The sequence below is a fragment of the Shinella sp. genome (assembly GCF_035998705.1).
Classification (GTDB): Bacteria; Pseudomonadota; Alphaproteobacteria; order Rhizobiales; family Rhizobiaceae; genus Shinella.
Genome location: NZ_DASYHH010000019.1, coordinates 91,405 through 107,323, shown reverse-complemented (window position 1 = coordinate 107,323; position 15,919 = coordinate 91,405). Strand labels below are relative to the sequence as shown.

General features: G+C 65.0%; 15 protein-coding genes. 5 read left to right on the top strand and 10 right to left on the bottom strand.

Annotated elements, in window-relative coordinates; translation table 11 throughout:
* The first annotated feature begins 65 nt into the window (after nt 1-65).
* From VGN93_RS14930 to VGN93_RS14920, 3 genes are read left to right on the top strand one after another with little or no spacing between them, the layout of a single operon-like run.
* Complete coding sequence (locus VGN93_RS14930; RefSeq protein WP_327508067.1) at nt 66-827, top strand: DUF6030 family protein; 762 nt, start codon at nt 66-68, stop codon at nt 825-827.
* Entirely contained in the window at nt 827-1,420 is a 594-nt protein-coding gene (locus VGN93_RS14925; protein WP_327508066.1) for a hypothetical protein, read from the top strand. Before VGN93_RS14930 ends, VGN93_RS14925 begins: the two co-directional genes overlap by 1 nt.
* Before the next feature lie 56 nt (nt 1,421-1,476).
* Nucleotides 1,477-2,226 carry a metallophosphoesterase gene (locus VGN93_RS14920; protein ID WP_327508065.1) on the top strand — a complete coding sequence of 250 codons (750 nt, stop codon included), beginning with the start codon at nt 1,477-1,479 and terminating at the stop codon, nt 2,224-2,226.
* On the opposite strand, the gene VGN93_RS14915 is transcribed toward VGN93_RS14920, so the two are convergent.
* The 9 genes from VGN93_RS14915 to VGN93_RS14875 form a co-directional block, all read right to left on the bottom strand.
* Entirely contained in the window at nt 2,227-3,654 is a 1,428-nt protein-coding gene (locus VGN93_RS14915) for a mannose-1-phosphate guanylyltransferase/mannose-6-phosphate isomerase (RefSeq protein ID WP_327508136.1), read from the bottom strand.
* A 207-nt stretch (nt 3,655-3,861) separates the two neighbouring features.
* Nucleotides 3,862-4,269, bottom strand: a complete 408-nt coding sequence (locus tag VGN93_RS14910) for a F0F1 ATP synthase subunit epsilon (RefSeq protein WP_319315813.1) — start codon at nt 4,267-4,269, stop codon at nt 3,862-3,864.
* A gap of 67 nt (nt 4,270-4,336) precedes the next feature.
* The gene (gene atpD, locus VGN93_RS14905) at nt 4,337-5,950 is read right to left on the bottom strand and encodes a F0F1 ATP synthase subunit beta (RefSeq protein WP_327508064.1); all 1,614 of its coding nucleotides are present in this window, start codon (nt 5,948-5,950) and stop codon (nt 4,337-4,339) included.
* A gap of 26 nt (nt 5,951-5,976) precedes the next feature.
* A complete protein-coding gene (locus VGN93_RS14900) occupies nt 5,977-6,858 on the bottom strand; it encodes a F0F1 ATP synthase subunit gamma (protein ID WP_319315807.1) in 882 nt (293 codons plus the stop codon).
* A gap of 103 nt (nt 6,859-6,961) precedes the next feature.
* Nucleotides 6,962-8,491, bottom strand: coding sequence for a F0F1 ATP synthase subunit alpha (gene atpA, locus VGN93_RS14895; protein ID WP_319315805.1), 1,530 nt, complete (start codon nt 8,489-8,491; stop codon nt 6,962-6,964).
* Complete coding sequence (locus VGN93_RS14890; RefSeq protein WP_319315803.1) at nt 8,491-9,057, bottom strand: F0F1 ATP synthase subunit delta; 567 nt, start codon at nt 9,055-9,057, stop codon at nt 8,491-8,493. Before VGN93_RS14890 ends, atpA begins: the two co-directional genes overlap by 1 nt.
* 262 nt (nt 9,058-9,319) lie before the next feature.
* Complete coding sequence (locus VGN93_RS14885; RefSeq protein WP_327508063.1) at nt 9,320-9,703, bottom strand: DUF4345 domain-containing protein; 384 nt, start codon at nt 9,701-9,703, stop codon at nt 9,320-9,322.
* A 102-nt stretch (nt 9,704-9,805) separates the two neighbouring features.
* Entirely contained in the window at nt 9,806-12,010 is a 2,205-nt protein-coding gene (locus VGN93_RS14880; protein WP_327508062.1) for a primosomal protein N', read from the bottom strand.
* Nucleotides 12,011-12,068: 58 nt separating this feature from the next.
* Nucleotides 12,069-13,205, bottom strand: coding sequence for an AAA family ATPase (locus VGN93_RS14875; protein ID WP_327508061.1), 1,137 nt, complete (start codon nt 13,203-13,205; stop codon nt 12,069-12,071).
* Nucleotides 13,206-13,331: 126 nt separating this feature from the next.
* Here VGN93_RS14875 and VGN93_RS14870 point away from each other — a divergent pair, with 126 nt between their 5' ends.
* Both VGN93_RS14870 and VGN93_RS14865 read left to right on the top strand, forming a co-directional pair.
* Nucleotides 13,332-14,267 (top strand): tyrosine recombinase XerC, encoded by a 936-nt coding sequence (locus VGN93_RS14870; RefSeq protein ID WP_327508060.1) that lies wholly within the window; start codon nt 13,332-13,334, stop codon nt 14,265-14,267.
* A gap of 52 nt (nt 14,268-14,319) precedes the next feature.
* On the top strand, nt 14,320-15,402 hold the full coding sequence (locus VGN93_RS14865; RefSeq protein WP_327508059.1) for a TraB/GumN family protein: 1,083 nt from the start codon (nt 14,320-14,322) through the stop codon (nt 15,400-15,402).
* Here VGN93_RS14865 and VGN93_RS14860 read toward each other — a convergent pair.
* Nucleotides 15,380-15,877 carry a DUF2867 domain-containing protein gene (locus tag VGN93_RS14860; protein ID WP_327508058.1) on the bottom strand — a complete coding sequence of 166 codons (498 nt, stop codon included), beginning with the start codon at nt 15,875-15,877 and terminating at the stop codon, nt 15,380-15,382. The two genes, VGN93_RS14865 and VGN93_RS14860, sit on opposite strands and share 23 nt — an antisense overlap.
* Nucleotides 15,878-15,919: the final 42 nt, after the last annotated feature.

The window sequence follows — 15,919 nt, the reverse complement described above, 5'->3', positions numbered from 1 at the left end:
CGGCCGGATCGACACGGGCAACGGCGCGGTTCGGCATGACGGAGCGGAAGCAAGGCAGATCCGGCTTGGTTGTCTTCGGGCTGTTCGCCATCGTGCTGCTCGGGACAATCGGCGCCACCGTGCTTCTGGCCAACGACTACCGCAATCTCAACCTGCTGCTCGCCCGCTTCGGCTATGATCAGATACAGGCCCAGCCGCGCGAACGCGCGCTGCGCCCCTACGAGATGAAGGGCAACCGCATGCCGCGCCCAAAGGGCCTCATTTCCGAACGGCTGCTGACCCCCGTCACGCCCATGCAGACCCAGTTCGTGCGCACGATCCGCAAGGCGCCGGAAGCGCTCTGCGAGGCGCTGCGCCGGGGCGGCTTCGTCAATTCCGGCTGGAAGGCCGGCATTTTCGACCAGCAGAGCTGGGAGTGCCAGTCCTACCGCGAATTCGCCGACGCACGCGATGGAACGAACCCGCCCTCCTCCGCCTTCCTGTCGATCAAGGGCAATGCGGAAACACGTGTCTCCTCCTTCCGCATCAAGCTGAACATCGAGAACCCGGCAACACAGACGCAGGTGACCGACGCCGTCCTCACCGCCATCGAGGTCTTTCTCGACGAGGTGCGCTGGGAAGAGGCGCCCGATATTTTCGAAAACATCCGCGCACTCAGGGAGTTCGATATCGTGCGTTTCGGCAACCGCATCCAGCTCAAGAAGGAATTCAGCGAAACGCCGCGCTACAATTTCACCGTCGCGCCGGACCCCACGCTGAACCGCGGCTCCTATCTGCCGGATTATTTCGACCGTAGCCGCTGGCTGCCGCTGGTGGAAAAACCGTGATGCGCTTCTGGATGATGGCATGGCTGGCGGCATTCCTCCTGCTGCCCTTCGTGGCAGCGGCGACCGACCTGCGGCCCAGTGCCGCCTCCGACGACCCGATCTGGACCGACAAGCCCGTACGCGTCGACCGCCGCAAGCAGACCTATGAGCGGCTTGCGGTCGAGCATGTCATGACGCCGCTGCGCATTGCCATCAGCAGCCGCGTCACCGTGCTCGACAGCACGTCCTTTCGTGAAGGCGACCGTCTCTATGTGCTGACGAATGCCGTCGCCGTCGAGGCGAAGCGGTTCTGCCGCGGCGAAGGGGGCGCCATCGCGGTGTGCGGCCAGAAAGCGCGAATTGCGCTGAGGAGCCTTATCGCCAACCGCACGCTCTTCTGCCAACAGGATTTTCGCATCGGCCCCGCCGCGTTCCTTACCTGCACGGTCAGAGGCAAGGACATTGCCGAAACGCTGATTGCAGCCGGCGCGGCGTGGGCCGCGACGCCGGAAGGAGTGGCCACCCAGCAGCGGGCGATGCAGCAGAAGGCCGGCATCTGGATCGACGCGGACTGCCGCGCGCTCGGCCGCTGCCCACCCGTTAAGCGGCGTTAGCGATGCGCCACTTTGCCGGTTCCCGTCTGCCGCCTTCCCGGCTATGAGGTCGAAGCATGAGCATTGCCCCACCCCCGCTGCGCCGCCGCCGTCTGACGCTTCCCGCCGACCAGCCGTTGATCTACGCGATCGGCGACGTGCACGGCTGCCACGACGCGGTGCTGGCGCTGGAGGAGAAGATCCGCGCCGATGCCGCGACCCATCCCGGCGTGCCGCCGCTGATTCTCTATCTGGGGGACTATGTCGACCGCGGACCGGCCTCCAACGCGGTAATCGAGCATCTCGCGACGAAGCGCCATGCCGACGGCATCGAGCGCATCGCGCTCTGCGGCAATCATGACGATACGTTCCTGAAATTCATCATCGACCCGCTACAGCACCTGCGCTGGCTGGACTATGGCGGCGATGCGACGCTACGCTCCTACGGCATCGACCTTGCGGACTATCTCTATGGCGAGCGCGGCATGCGGGCGCTCGGCGAGGCGCTGCGCAGCCGCGTGCCTTCGCATCACATCGCCTTCCTACAAGAGCTGCCGATCGCAGCCTTGAGCGGCCGCCGGCTCTTCGTGCATGCCGGCATCCAGCCGGGCGTGCCCCTGCCGCAGCAGAAGGATTACGACATAATCTGGATCCGCGAACCCTTCCTCAGCGAAGGCCCCGGCCTGCCGATCACCGTCATCCACGGCCATACAGCAGGACCCGAGCCGGTCTTCGGCACCGGGCGCATCTGCATCGACACCACCTGTTATGCAAGCGGCCGCCTGACGGCGCTGAAGGTGACGCAGGATGGCGCGACACTCCTCTAATCAGCCGCGGCCGAACTCGTCCTCGATGCGGATGATGTCGTCCTCGCCGAGATAGGAGCCGGTCTGCACCTCGATGAGTTCGAGCAGGATCTTGCCGGGATTGGCGAGGCGGTGCACCTCGCCCTGCGGGATATAGACGGATTCGTTTTCGCGCAGCATGACCGTCTTGTCGCCGATCGTCACCTCCGCCGTGCCGCGCACGACGATCCAGTGTTCGGAGCGATGGTGGTGTTTCTGCAGCGAAAGGCGTTTTCCGGGCGTCACGAAGAGGCGTTTCACCTGGAAACGCTCACCGTTCAGCACGGAGGTATAGCCGCCCCACGGGCGGTAGGAGGTCGGGTGGGTCTCCGTCAGCTTCGCCGTCTTCGGCAGCGCCGCGAGATGCTTCACCAGCTTGCCGACATTCTGGCTGTCTTCCATGCGGCCGACATAGACGGCGTCTTCGCTGGCGATGACGGCCACATTGTCGAGGCCCTGTACGGCGACGTGGATGTCGCGCGAGATGACCAGCGAATTGCGCGTGTCGAGCACGGTCGTGCTGCCATCCGCCACGTTGCCGGCCTCGTCCTGCTTGCCGGTCTTCCAGACGGAATCCCAGCTGCCGAGGTCGGACCAGGTGATGGGTGACGGCACGACGGCGGCGATCGGCGTTTTCTCGAAGATCGCATAGTCGACGGAAATATCGGGGGCGCGCGAAAAGGCCGCCTCATCGAGCCGCTCGAAATCGAGGTCTTGTTTCGCCTTGGCAACGGCTTCGCTCGCCGCGTCCAGCACCTCGGGCGCATATTGCCGAAGCTCGCGCAGAAAGAGGCCGACTGGCAGCATGAACATGCCTGAATTCCAGAGATAGCCGCCTGCCGAAAGCATCTCCGCCGCCTTGTCGCGGTCCGGCTTCTCGACGAAGCGGCGCACGGCATTGGCACCGTTGCCGAGATCCTCGCCGATCTCGATATAGCCATAGCCGGTCGCGGGCTCGCTCGGCGTGATGCCGAAGGTGACGAGCCGGCCGGCCTGGGCTGCGGCCTGGGCGCGGGCGATGCAGTCGAAATAAACGCTGTTCGCATCGATCTCGTGGTCGGAAGCCAGCACCTGCATGACGCCATCGTCGCCGTGGATGCGCGCGATGAGCGTGGCGGCGGCAGCCAATGCCGGCGCGGTGTTGCGTGCGACGGGTTCAAGCAGGATCGAGGTCAGCGGCGCGCCGGCAGCGCGCGCCTGCTCGGCGACGAGGAACCGAAAATCGTTGTTGGTGACGACGATCGCCGGCTCGTAGAGCGCCGTGTCGGCAACGCGCGCCAGCGTCTTCTGGAACAGCGTCGTTTCGCCGAGGAATTCGAGGAACTGTTTTGGCGCGGAGGCGCGCGACAGCGGCCACAGGCGCGTGCCCTTACCGCCGGCCATGATTACGGGTACGATCTTGCGGGTCATCATTCCTCGTCCTGCTGCTGGAGCCAGCCTTTTGGGGCCACTCTCCATCCCTGCCGTAAAGAAACAGCAAAACAGGACCCCCGGCAGCCCCACGCCGGAAAGCATTCTGCGGATAAGGTAAAGAGACCTTGTGCGGCCGACAAGCGGGTTGAAGTCAACAAAAAACCCGCCGGAGCGGGTTTTGTCTGTGCGAAATCCGGTTCCGGATCACGCCGGCAGGAGCGCGCCGTGCAGCGTGGTGAGCTGCGCGAGGTAGCTCTCGATACCGAACTTGTGCTCGTCCGAGGAGGCATGCTGCAATTCGGCGCGCGTCGCTTCGATCCGCCGCGTGATGTCCTCGCGATTCAGGTCGTCGACATGGACGGCCGATTCGGCAAGCAGCGTGCAGCCGGTCGGGACGATATCGGCGAAGCCGCCGAAGACCACGTAGCGGTCCTTCTTGCCATCCGCGAACGTCACGGTGACGATACCCGGCTTGATCGTCGTCATGGTCGGCGCGTGGTTGGCCATGACGGTCATTTCACCCTCGGTCGCCGGAATGACGACGGAGCTGACGCTGCCGGAAACCAGCAGGCGCTCGGGAGAAACGAGTTCAAAGTTGAAACTGTCAGCCATGACCATTCACTTCTTCTGATTTCATACGGCCGGTAAATGGGCGCCCTGTTGGGGCGCCCGCCAGTCTTTAAGCGGCTTCAGCGGCCAGCTTCTTGGCCTTCGCGACAGCCTCTTCCATGGAACCGACCATGTAGAACGCTGCTTCCGGCAGATGATCGTACTCGCCGTTGACGAGGCCCTTGAAGCCCTTGATCGTGTCTTCGAGCGCGACGAGCTTGCCCGGCGAACCGGTGAAGACTTCGGCGACGAAGAACGGCTGGGACAGGAAGCGCTCGATCTTGCGGGCGCGGGCAACGGCGATCTTGTCGTCTTCCGACAGTTCGTCCATGCCCAGGATGGCGATGATGTCCTGGAGCGACTTGTAGCGCTGCAGGGTCGTCTGGACCTTACGGGCGACTTCGTAGTGCTCTTCGCCGACAACCATCGGGTCGAGCATGCGCGAGGTCGAGTCGAGCGGGTCCACGGCCGGGTAGATGCCCTTTTCGGCGATCGAGCGCGACAGAACGGTCGTTGCGTCCAGGTGGGCGAACGAGGTTGCCGGCGCCGGGTCGGTCAAGTCGTCGGCGGGAACGTAGATGGCCTGAACCGAGGTGATCGAGCCCTTGGTCGTGGTGGTGATGCGTTCCTGCATCTGGCCCATGTCGGTGGCGAGCGTCGGCTGATAGCCCACGGCCGACGGGATGCGGCCGAGCAGAGCGGACACTTCGGAACCGGCCTGCGTGAAGCGGAAGATGTTGTCGACGAAGAACAGAACGTCCTGGCCCTTGTCGCGGAAGTCTTCGGCGATCGTCAGACCCGTCAGGGCGACGCGAGCGCGTGCGCCCGGCGGTTCGTTCATCTGGCCGTAAACGAGGGCTGCCTTGGAGCCTTCGCCGCCGCCGTGCTTGTTCACGCCGGATTCGATCATTTCGTGGTAGAGGTCGTTGCCTTCGCGGGTACGTTCACCCACGCCTGCAAACACCGAATAACCACCGTGCGCCTTGGCGACGTTGTTGATCAGTTCCATGATGAGAACGGTCTTGCCGACGCCGGCGCCGCCGAACAGGCCGATCTTGCCGCCCTTTGCGTAGGGTGCCAGCAGGTCGACGACCTTGATGCCGGTGACGAGGATCTGGGCTTCCGTCGACTGCTCGACGTAGGACGGCGCATCCTGGTGGATGGCGCGCTTGCCGACGGTCACCAGCGGACCGGCTTCGTCGACAGGCTCGCCGATGACGTTCATGATGCGGCCGAGCGTTTCCGGGCCGACCGGAACGGTGATCGGGGCGCCGGTGTTGGCGACCGGCTGGCCGCGGACGAGACCTTCGGTCGAGTCCATGGCGATCGTGCGAACGGTGTTTTCGCCGAGGTGCTGGGCGACTTCGAGAACGAGGCGGTTGCCGTTGTTGTCGGTTTCCAGCGCGTTCAGGATCTGCGGCAGTTCACCGTCGAACGAAACGTCGACGACGGCGCCGATGACCTGCGTCACGCGGCCGGTCGCAACGAATGCGGCCGGAGCCGCAGCCTTCGTGGCGGCCTTGGCGACAGCGGTCTTCGCAGCCGATGCCTTGGCAGCCGTTGCCTTTGCGGCCGGAGCCTTGGTTGCTGCTGCTGCGACCGGAGCCGCCGCTGCTGCTGCCGTCTTGGTCGCAGCCGGCTTCTTCGCCGCTGCGGTGTCCTTCGGGGTAGCTGCCTTAGCCATGTCTCTTACCCTCTTTGTCCTGGTCCTTAGAGCGCTTCAGCGCCCGAGATGATTTCGATGAGTTCCTTGGTGATCTGAGCCTGGCGCTGACGGTTGTAGTTCAGCGTCAGCTTGTTGATCATTTCACCAGCATTGCGGGTCGCGTTGTCCATGGCGCTCATCTTGGCGCCCATTTCGCCGGCGACGTTCTCGAGCAGGGCCCGGAAGATCTGGACGGAAATGTTGCGCGGGATGAGATCGCCGAGGATCGCGCCGGCATCCGGTTCGTAGTCGTAGATCGCCGTTGCACCGGTCGTCTCGGCGACAGCCGCGGGAGCGGAGGCCGGGATGAGCTGGAGTGCTGTCGGGATCTGCGAAATGACCGACTTGAACTCGGAATAGAACAGCGTGCAGACGTCGAACTCGCCCTTTTCGAACAGGCCGATGACCTTGCGGCCGACCTGGTCAGCGTTTTCGAAGCCGATGCGCTTGACTTCACGCAGGTCGACGCGGTCGATGATCAGCGAGGCGAATTCGCGACGCAGGATATCGAAACCCTTCTTGCCGACGCAGACGATCTTGACCGTCTTGCCGCTCGCCAGAAGCTTGCGGGTATGGTCACGCGCCAGACGCGCGATCTGCGAGTTGAAACCGCCGCAAAGACCGCGTTCGGCCGTGCAGACGACGAGCAGATGAACCTGGTCCTTGCCCGTGCCGGTCATGAGGCGCGGCGCCGAATCGTCCTGGCCGACGGCCTGGGCGATGTTGGCGAGCACGGCGCTCATGCGCTGCGAATAGGGCCGGGCGGCCTCGGCCGCTTCCTGGGCACGCCGAAGCTTCGCCGCGGCGACCATTTTCATCGCCTTGGTGATCTTCTGCGTCGCCTTGACGGAGGCGATCCGGTTTTTCAGATCCTTAAGTGAAGGCATCCGTTTTCCGTCCTGTAACACGATCCCGAAAGATCATGCGTCAATCAAAGTTCCCGGGCTGCCCGCGCGCTAGACTAGCGCGCAGGGCTCGAACCGTTAGGCCTCAGCCGAAGCTCTTGGCGAAGGCATCGAGAGCAGCCTTGAGCTTGCCCTTGGTGTCGTCGCTGATCGCCTTTTCGGTGCGGATCGCGTCGAGGATATCCTTGCCCTCGGAGCGGAAGTAGCCGAGCACGCCCTGCTCGAACTTGCCGACCTGGTTGACCGCGATCTTGTCGAGGTAACCGTTGACGCCGGCGAAGATCACCACGACCTGCTCTTCCGTCTTCAGCGGCGAGAACTGCGGCTGCTTCAGGAGTTCGGTCAGGCGGGCACCGCGGTTGAGCAGGCGCTGCGTTGCGGCGTCGAGGTCCGAGCCGAACTGGGCGAAGGCCGCCATTTCGCGATACTGGGCGAGCTCGCCCTTGATCGAGCCGGCAACCTGCTTCATCGCCTTGATCTGCGCGGACGAGCCCACGCGGGAAACCGACAGACCGACGTTCACGGCCGGGCGGATACCCTGGTAGAACAGGTCCGTTTCAAGGAAGATCTGGCCGTCGGTGATCGAGATCACGTTGGTCGGGATGAACGCCGAAACGTCGTTGCCCTGGGTTTCGATGACCGGCAGAGCCGTCAGCGAACCAGCGCCCATCTCGTCGTTGAGCTTTGCAGCGCGCTCGAGGAGACGCGAATGCAGGTAGAAGACGTCGCCCGGATAGGCTTCGCGGCCCGGCGGGCGGCGCAGCAGCAGCGACATCTGGCGGTAGGAAACGGCCTGCTTGGACAGGTCGTCGTAACCGATGAGGGCGTGCTTGCCGTTGTCACGGAAGTATTCGCCCATCGCGCAACCGGCGAACGGTGCGAGATACTGCATCGGCGCCGGGTCGGAGGCGGTTGCAGCAACGATGATCGAGTACTGGAGAGCGCCACGCTCTTCGAGAACCTTCACGAACTGGGCGACGGTCGAACGCTTCTGGCCGATAGCGACGTAGACGCAGTAAAGCTTGTCGCCTTCCGGGCCGTTGTCGTGGATCGCCTTCTGGTTCAGGATCGCGTCCAGGATGATCGCGGTCTTGCCGGTCTGGCGGTCGCCGATGACCAGCTCGCGCTGGCCACGGCCGACCGGGATGAGGGCGTCGATGGCCTTGAGGCCGGTCGACATCGGCTCATGCACCGACTTGCGCGGAATGATGCCCGGAGCCTTGACGTCGACGCGCGAGCGCTGCTTGGCATTGATCGGGCCCTTGCCGTCGATCGGGTTGCCGAGCGCGTCGACGACGCGGCCGAGCAGTTCCGGACCGACCGGCACGTCCACGATGGCGCCGGTCCGCTTGACGGTGTCACCTTCCTTGATGTCACGGTCCGAACCGAAGATAACGACACCGACATTGTCGCTTTCGAGGTTCAGCGCCATGCCACGGATGCCACCCGGGAATTCGACCATTTCGCCGGCCTGGACATTGTCGAGGCCGTAAACGCGGGCGATACCGTCACCGACGGAGAGCACCTGGCCGACTTCCGAGACTTCCGCCTCTTTGCCGAAGTTTTTGATCTGATCTTTGAGAATTGCGGAAATTTCCGCGGCGCGGATATCCATCAGCCGACCTCTTTCAGTGCAAGCTTAAGAGTAGAGAGTTTGGTGCGAAGGGACGTGTCGATCTGGCGGGAACCCACCTTGACGATCAGGCCACCGAGAATGGACGGGTCGACGGTGACGGCGATCGTCACGTCTTTGCCGGTGACGCCTTTCAGCGCCGCCTTCAATTCTGTTTCCTGCGCTGCGGTCAGCGCATGGGCCGAGGTGATATCGGCAGTAACTTCGCCGCGGGCGCGGGCCGCGATGACGCGGTAGGCCTTGATCATGCCCGGAACGGCGAACAGGCGGCGATTTGACGCAACCACCTTGAGGAAGTTTGCCACGAGGCCCGTGATGCCGGCCTTGGCGGCAACGGCGGAAATGGCTTTGGTCTGTTCTTCGGCGGAGAAGACAGGGCTGAGGATCAGCCGCTTGAGGTCTTCGCTCCCGTCGATCAGCGCCTGGAAACGGGCGAGATCGGCACCGACACCATCAGCCGAACCGGCTTCCTGAGCGAGGTCGAAAAGCGAAGACGCGTATCTTTCTGCAACACCGGAAACGAGCTGGGATGTGTCTGCCACGGGCACAAGCTTCTCTTCTTTTCATTCAAGAAACAGGGCAGTAGCGGTGCTACGGTCCTAACAACTTGAAATCGTTGCGGTAATCTTCAGTCCCTACAGGCTTTTGCGCCCGTTTTTTCTGAATTTCGCGGTTCGTCTAGCATAGGAAACCGGGACTCGCAACACACGCGGCGCAGGAATGCGCCATAAGTCGGCCATAGTCGGAGCAAAAGTTGACTGCGCAGACTATGTTCTTGCGTCGGCGGGTGAGACCAGGCCGGTTTTTCGCTCAGATGAAGCCGAATGCGTAGGCCAAAGGCAGCGCGGCGAGGCCCGCCTGCACGAGGAGCACGACGAGGTTTTTAAGCGTGAAGGACCCGTCCGACATCAGCGAGAGAATGCGGCCGAAAGCGGCGAGTGCGAAACCGCCGCCGATGCCCATATAGATCCAGCTCTGCGCCATCATCAGCGCGACGATGGCGAGCCCCGCGTAGAAGCCGCCGGCCGAGCGGGCGAAAGCATATCCTTCACGGCTGCCCTCGCGGGTCTGGAGGCCGGCAAGCTTCAACGCCGTGCCGGGCGCGAAGAGGGCGAAGAGGCCGAAGAGCGCGGTCACGATGGCCGCCGAGAATGCGAGCAGCTCGCCCGTTTCGGTGGGGATGTAGAATTCCATCGCGACGTTTCTCCGGTTGTGCTCGCCCGCCCTCTATCGCACAGGCGCCAAAGGCACAGAAGCGGGCGTGCCGACTTCGCACAACTCTTTGTTAACCAACGCTCAGAGGAAACTCTGCGGATCGATATCGAGCTGCACCTGGAGCGACGCCCGCTCCTTCGGCCCGTTGGCAAGCATTGTGCGCAAAAACGTCTGCATGTCGCTGTTGCGCCGTCCGTGGATCAACAGCCGAAAGCGATGGCGGCCGCGCACGAGAGCGAGCGGCGCTTCCGCCGGACCGAGGATCGAGATGCCGTCCACATGGGGTGCCGCCTGCCGCAGCCCCCGCGCATGCGCCTCCGCCTCGCCGCGGGTGTCGGCCGAGACGATGACGGAGGCGAGCCGTCCGAACGGCGGCAGCAGCGCCTTTTCCCGCTCGCCGATCTCGCGGTCGTAGAAGGCCTGCGCATCGCCCGAGACGATCGCCTGCATGACGGGATGCAGCGGCTGGTAGGTCTGGATGAGGCCGTGGCTCTTGAGACCGGAGCGCCCGGCGCGCCCCGTCACCTGCGAGAGCAGCTGGAACGTCCGCTCCGCCGCGCGCGGATCGCCGTTCGAAAGCCCGAGGTCGGCATCGACCACGCCGACCAGCGACATCAGCGGGAAATTGTGCCCCTTGGCGACGAGCTGCGTGCCGATGACGATATCCGCCTCGCCGCGCGCAATCGCCTCCAGCTCCAGCCGAAGCCGTTTGACGCCCATCAGGTCGGATGAGAGCACGATGGTGCGGGCTTCCGGAAAATGCTTCTCCACCTCCTCCGCGATGCGCTCGACGCCCGGACCGCAGGCGGCGAGATGATCGAAGGTGCCGCATTCCGGGCAGGCTTCCGGCGTGCGCTCGGCATAGCCGCAATGGTGGCACTGGATCTGTCCGCGAAAGCGGTGCTCCACCAGCCAGCTGGAGCATTGCGGGCACTGGAAACGATGGCCGCAGACACGGCAGAGCGTCAGCGGCGCATAACCGCGGCGATTGAGGAAGAGCAGCGCCTGCTGCTCCTTCTCGATGGTGCGGGCGATGCCGCGCAGCATGACGGGCGAGAGAAACCCGCCGCGCGCCGGCGGATGGCGGCGCATGTCGATGAGGTGCAGGTCAGGAAGGGCGGCGTCGCCGTAGCGCGTCGGCAGATGCAGCTTGCGATAGCGCCCGACATCGCTGTTGACCCGGCTTTCGACCGAGGGTGTGGCGGAGACGAGCACGGCCGGGAAATCGCCGATGCGCGCCCGCACCACCGCCATGTCGCGCGCATTGTAGAAGACCCGGTCCTCCTGCTTGTAGGCCGGGTCGTGTTCCTCGTCGACGATGACGAGGCCGAGATTCTCGAAGGGCAGGAACAGCGCCGACCGCGCGCCGGCAACGACCCGCACATCCCCCGTCGTCACCTGCCGCCAGACTTTTTCGCGGATGCGCGGCGCGAGATCGGAATGCCATTCGGCGGGCTTGGCGCCAAACCGGTCCTGGAAACGCTCCAAAAAGCTCGCCGTCAGCGCGATTTCCGGCAGCAGGATCAGCACCTGTTTGCCCCGCCGCAGCGTCTCGGCAATCGCCTCGAAATAGACCTCCGTCTTGCCCGAACCGGTAATGCCGTCGATCAGCGAGACGTTGAAGCCGCCGGCGCGCACGCTCTCGACAAGCTCCGCCGCACTCTCCGTCTGCGGCCCTTCGAGCCGCGGCTCCACATGCTCCGGATCGGGCACCGCCACGACGGGCGGCGGCGGCAGGAAGACCGTCTCGAAGCTGCCCTGCTTCACCAGCCCGTCAACCACGCTCGTCGAGGTGCCGGCGGCGTGTGCGAGGCCCGAGCGGGTCCACGGAATGCCGTCCTCGACCATTTCCAGCACCCGCTCACGGGCACTCGTCAGCCGCTCCGGCCGGTGACCGGTGAAGCGCAGGCCCTCGATCATCGGTTCGGGATCGAAGGCCGTCGGCGCGCGCAACGCCATGCGCGTAACGAGGCCGGGCGGCGTCACCGTATAGGCGGACACCCAGTCGAGGAAATCACGCATCTCCTTCGAGAGCGGCGGGCAATCGAACACCTTCTCGATCGGCCGCAGCTTCTTCGGATCGACTTGGCTGTCATCGCCGCCGTCCCAGACGACGCCCGGCACCAGCCGCGGCCCGAGCGGCACCTGCACGATCGAGCCCGGCTCCACCGCCATGCCCTCCGGCACGGAATAGGAATAGGGCGTGGGCGTGGGCACCGGCACCATGACGGGCACCGTGCGCGGAAAGAGTTTTTCCCCGAAAAGGTCGATCGAATCGCTGCTCATTGCCCGCGAAGATGCCCCCGCCGGTGCGGGAAGAAAACCGCAAAGATCGCCGGCCCGCTCATTCGTCGTCCTCATCCATTGCGCCGGTCAGCCGCATGCCGTCGATCCAGGTCGCCCCCTCATTGCGCACGACGCGCTTGGCCCGCACGCCGCAGCGCGTCTCCACCTCCTGCGCCAGCCGTTCCGAATGGGTGACGATCCACAACTGGCTCGTCTCGGCGGCGCGTGCGATCATCTCGGCAAGCGGCGACAGCATGTCCGGATGGAGGCTCGCCTCCGGCTCGTTGAGCGCAATCAACGGCGGCGTGCGGTAGGAAAGCAGCGCAGCCGCGAGCGCCAAAAAGCGGATCTGCCCGTCGGAAAGCTCGCGCGGCTGGAAGATGCGCTGGGGAAACTGCGGGAAGGTCAGCCCGTAGGACGCGAATTCCTCCGGCTCCGACACGGAAAGCCGGGCGCCGCCAAAGGCATCCGCCACCGCCCGGTCGAGATCGACCGTGTCGCCCCGCGTCCATTTCAGCGTCGCGAAGACCGCCGCCATGTTCGCCCCGTCCTCGTCGAGCAGCGGCGCGGTGACGGCAAGGCAGGGCTGCCGCAGCGCCGAATCGCGGTCCGAGCGGAAACCGTGGAAGAAGCGCCATTGCGACACCGCGCGACGGAACGTGCCGACCTCCGGATAGTGGCCGGCATCGCCGAGAAGTGCAATGGCGGTCTCGGAGGTCAGGGCCTGTTCGGGATATTCCACCATCCGGCCCACCTCGCTGCGCACCATGATGCCCGGCCCGCCGCGTTTCATCATGGTCACCGGCCGGCGGCCGGTTTCGATCGACAATTCCTCGGCCTTGACCTGCGGCTCGAAGGCAAAACCCGCGGCATCGATCGGCGGCCGCAATCCCGCCTCGACGCGGTAGCGGAAGGTGATCGCCCGGTCCTCGTCGAGCAGCTCGGCTTCCAGCCGGATGCGCACCGGGTCGTTCACCCGGCGCTTGCCCGTCCACAGCGCCGAGGCCATGCCGCCTTCCGCCGCGATCTCATGGGCGAAATTGCCGCGCACCGCCGCCTGCACCAGTTGCAGCGAGCGATAGAGGTTGGATTTGCCCGCCCCGTTCTCGCCGACGAACAGATTCACCCGCCCGAGATCCATGCGGATCGAGCGCAGCGAACGGTAGTTTTCGGCGGACATGGAGCGCAGCAGCATGACGCGTATCCGGAGTGAGAAGGACGATCGTCTCTATACCGGGCACCATGTCCAGAGGAAGGCGGCCGGTGAAGCAAACGTTAACGCAAATCGCCGACCATGCGGCAAATAGCCGACGGGCATGACATGAACGAACTTCTCATCATCGCCGACCAGACCCTGATGACCGAGCGGCAGAGCTGGCTCGCCGCCCTCGCCGACGAGCGGCGGCTGTCGGAGAACACGCTGGACGCCTATGAGCGCGACACGCGGCAGTTCCTCGCCTTCCTGACCCAGCACCTCGCCGCCCCCGCACGCCTGAAAGATATCGGCGACCTGCGCCCCGCGGATCTCCGCGGCTTCCTCGCCGCCCGGCGCCGCGACGGCGTGGGTGCGCGCACGCTCGGCCGCGGCCTTGCGGGCCTGCGCTCCTTCCTGCGCCATCTGGAGCGCAAAGGCCTCGCCAATGCGGCGGGCGCCTCCGCCGTGCGCTCGCCGAAACAGCCGAAATCGCTGCCGAAGCCGCTCTCCGCCGGGCAGGCGATTTCGGTTGTCGATGCCAGCGAACAGTTGGCCGACGAGCCGTGGATCCGCGTGCGCAATGCCGCGGTGCTGACGCTGCTCTACGGCTGCGGCCTGCGCATCTCCGAAGCGCTGTCGCTGACGCCCGCTGATTTCGCCGGCACGCCGACGTCGCTGCGCATCACCGGCAAGGGCGACAAGATGCGCATCGTCCCGCTGATCGCCCCGGCGCTGACCGGCGTCGAGGATTACATCAAACTCTGCCCCATCCCGCTGGCCGAGGACAGACCGCTGTTTCGCGGCATGCGCGGCGGGCCGTTGCAGCCGGCCATCATCCAGCGCGAGATGCAGAAGATGCGCAGCGCGCTCGGCCTGCCCGACAGCGCCACGCCGCATGCGCTGCGCCATTCCTTCGCCACGCATCTTCTCGCCGGCGGCGGCGACCTGCGCACCATCCAGGAACTGCTCGGCCATGCAAGCCTTTCTACCACGCAGGTCTATACCGGTGTCGATTCGGCCCGGTTGCTGGAAATCTACGACCGGGCGCACCCCCGCGCCTGAACCGTTAACGGCTTGCGGCTAGGGTCGCCAAAAATATGCAGGGAGTTCGACCATGACAGTCCTTCTTCACAAGAGCCGCATGGTGCTGGCCGACCGGCTGGCCGATGCCGGCCTCTGGGTGCTGGCGGCGATCCATCTGCTGGTCGCCCTCTCCGTCCTCGTCGTGCTGGCCACCCTCTCCCCCGCCCATGCGCAGGAACCGCCGGCCTGCGGCGGCGACAACCTGCTGACGAAATTCGAAAAGGACGACCCGGCCGGCTTCGCAAAACTGCGCGCCGAGGCGGACGCGATGCCGAACGGCAAGGGCATCTTCTGGAAGATCGAGAAGGACGGCAAACCCGCCTCCTGGCTGCTCGGCACCATGCATGTGACGGACCCGCGCGTGCTCGCCATGCCCGAGGCGGCGCGCACCGCCTATGCCGATGCCGCCACCATCGTCGTCGAATCGGACGAGATCGCCGACGAGAAGAAGGCGGGGGCCACCATCATGGCGCGGCCGGACCTCACCATGTTCACCGACGGAAAATCCATCACCGATTTCCTCGACAAGCAGGATGCGGAGAAGCTTGCGGAAGGCCTGAAGGGACGCGGCCTGTCGCTCGCCGCCGTCGGCCGCATGAAGCCATGGATGATCGCGAGCTTCGTGGCACTGCCCGCCTGCGAGATCGCCCGCAAGACCGCGGGTGCCGCCTTCCTCGACCAGCAGCTCGCCAAGACCGCGCTCGCCGAAGGCAAGACGCTGAAGGGCCTCGAAACGCTGATCGAGCAGATCTCCGCCCTCGATTCGCTGCCGGTCGAACCGCAGGTCCAGGGCCTCGTGCAGACGCTGGAACTCGGCGATACGCTGAAGGATGTCATCGAGACGATGAGCCAGCTCTATCTCGCCGGCGATACGGGCATGATCATGCCGATGATGCGGGCATCCGCACCCGAGACGGACGAGGACGCCGAGGCCTATGCCGATTTCGAGCAGCGCATCATCATCGACCGCAACCACACGATGGCGGAACGCGCAGCACCGATCCTGGCGGACGGCAACGTCTTCATCGCCGTCGGCGCGTTGCATCTCGCCGGACCGGAAGGCGTGGTCGAACTCCTGCGCAAGCAGGGTTTTACGGTGACCGCGGCGAACTGACCCGGCGCCCGACGCCGCACAGCATTTTTCGCACGATCAGCTTGTGGAACGGCATGATGGCGGCGAGATAAAGCCGGCCCATCAGGTTGTTGCGGTGGACGAGCGTCATCACGCTCAGGGTCTGGCCGCTCGGCCGGTCCTGCCGGATATCGATGACGATGCGGAAATCGAGATGCTTGTCGTCGAAGCCGAGCACGACCCGGTCGTCGCTGGCGCTCACCACCGGAAAACCGCCGATCTCCGTCTCCGATGTCGCGGCCTGTTCTGCCGCCCGCTTCAAGCCGAAAGGTGCGACCAGCGCATTGCGCAGCGCCATCAGTCTGCGCACCCAGCCCGGCGGATGTTCCAGCGCCAGCCGCGCGGCTTCCCGCGCCGTCAGGTTATCGACGGGCAGGCCGAGCGTGAAACGATCCGCCCAGTCGGCAGCGGGCAGAAGCGGATGCGGGAGCGAGACGGGTCTCGAGACGGGGGACATGAAGGCCATCCTTTGCGGCCTGCATGGTGCCCTCGTTCGGGA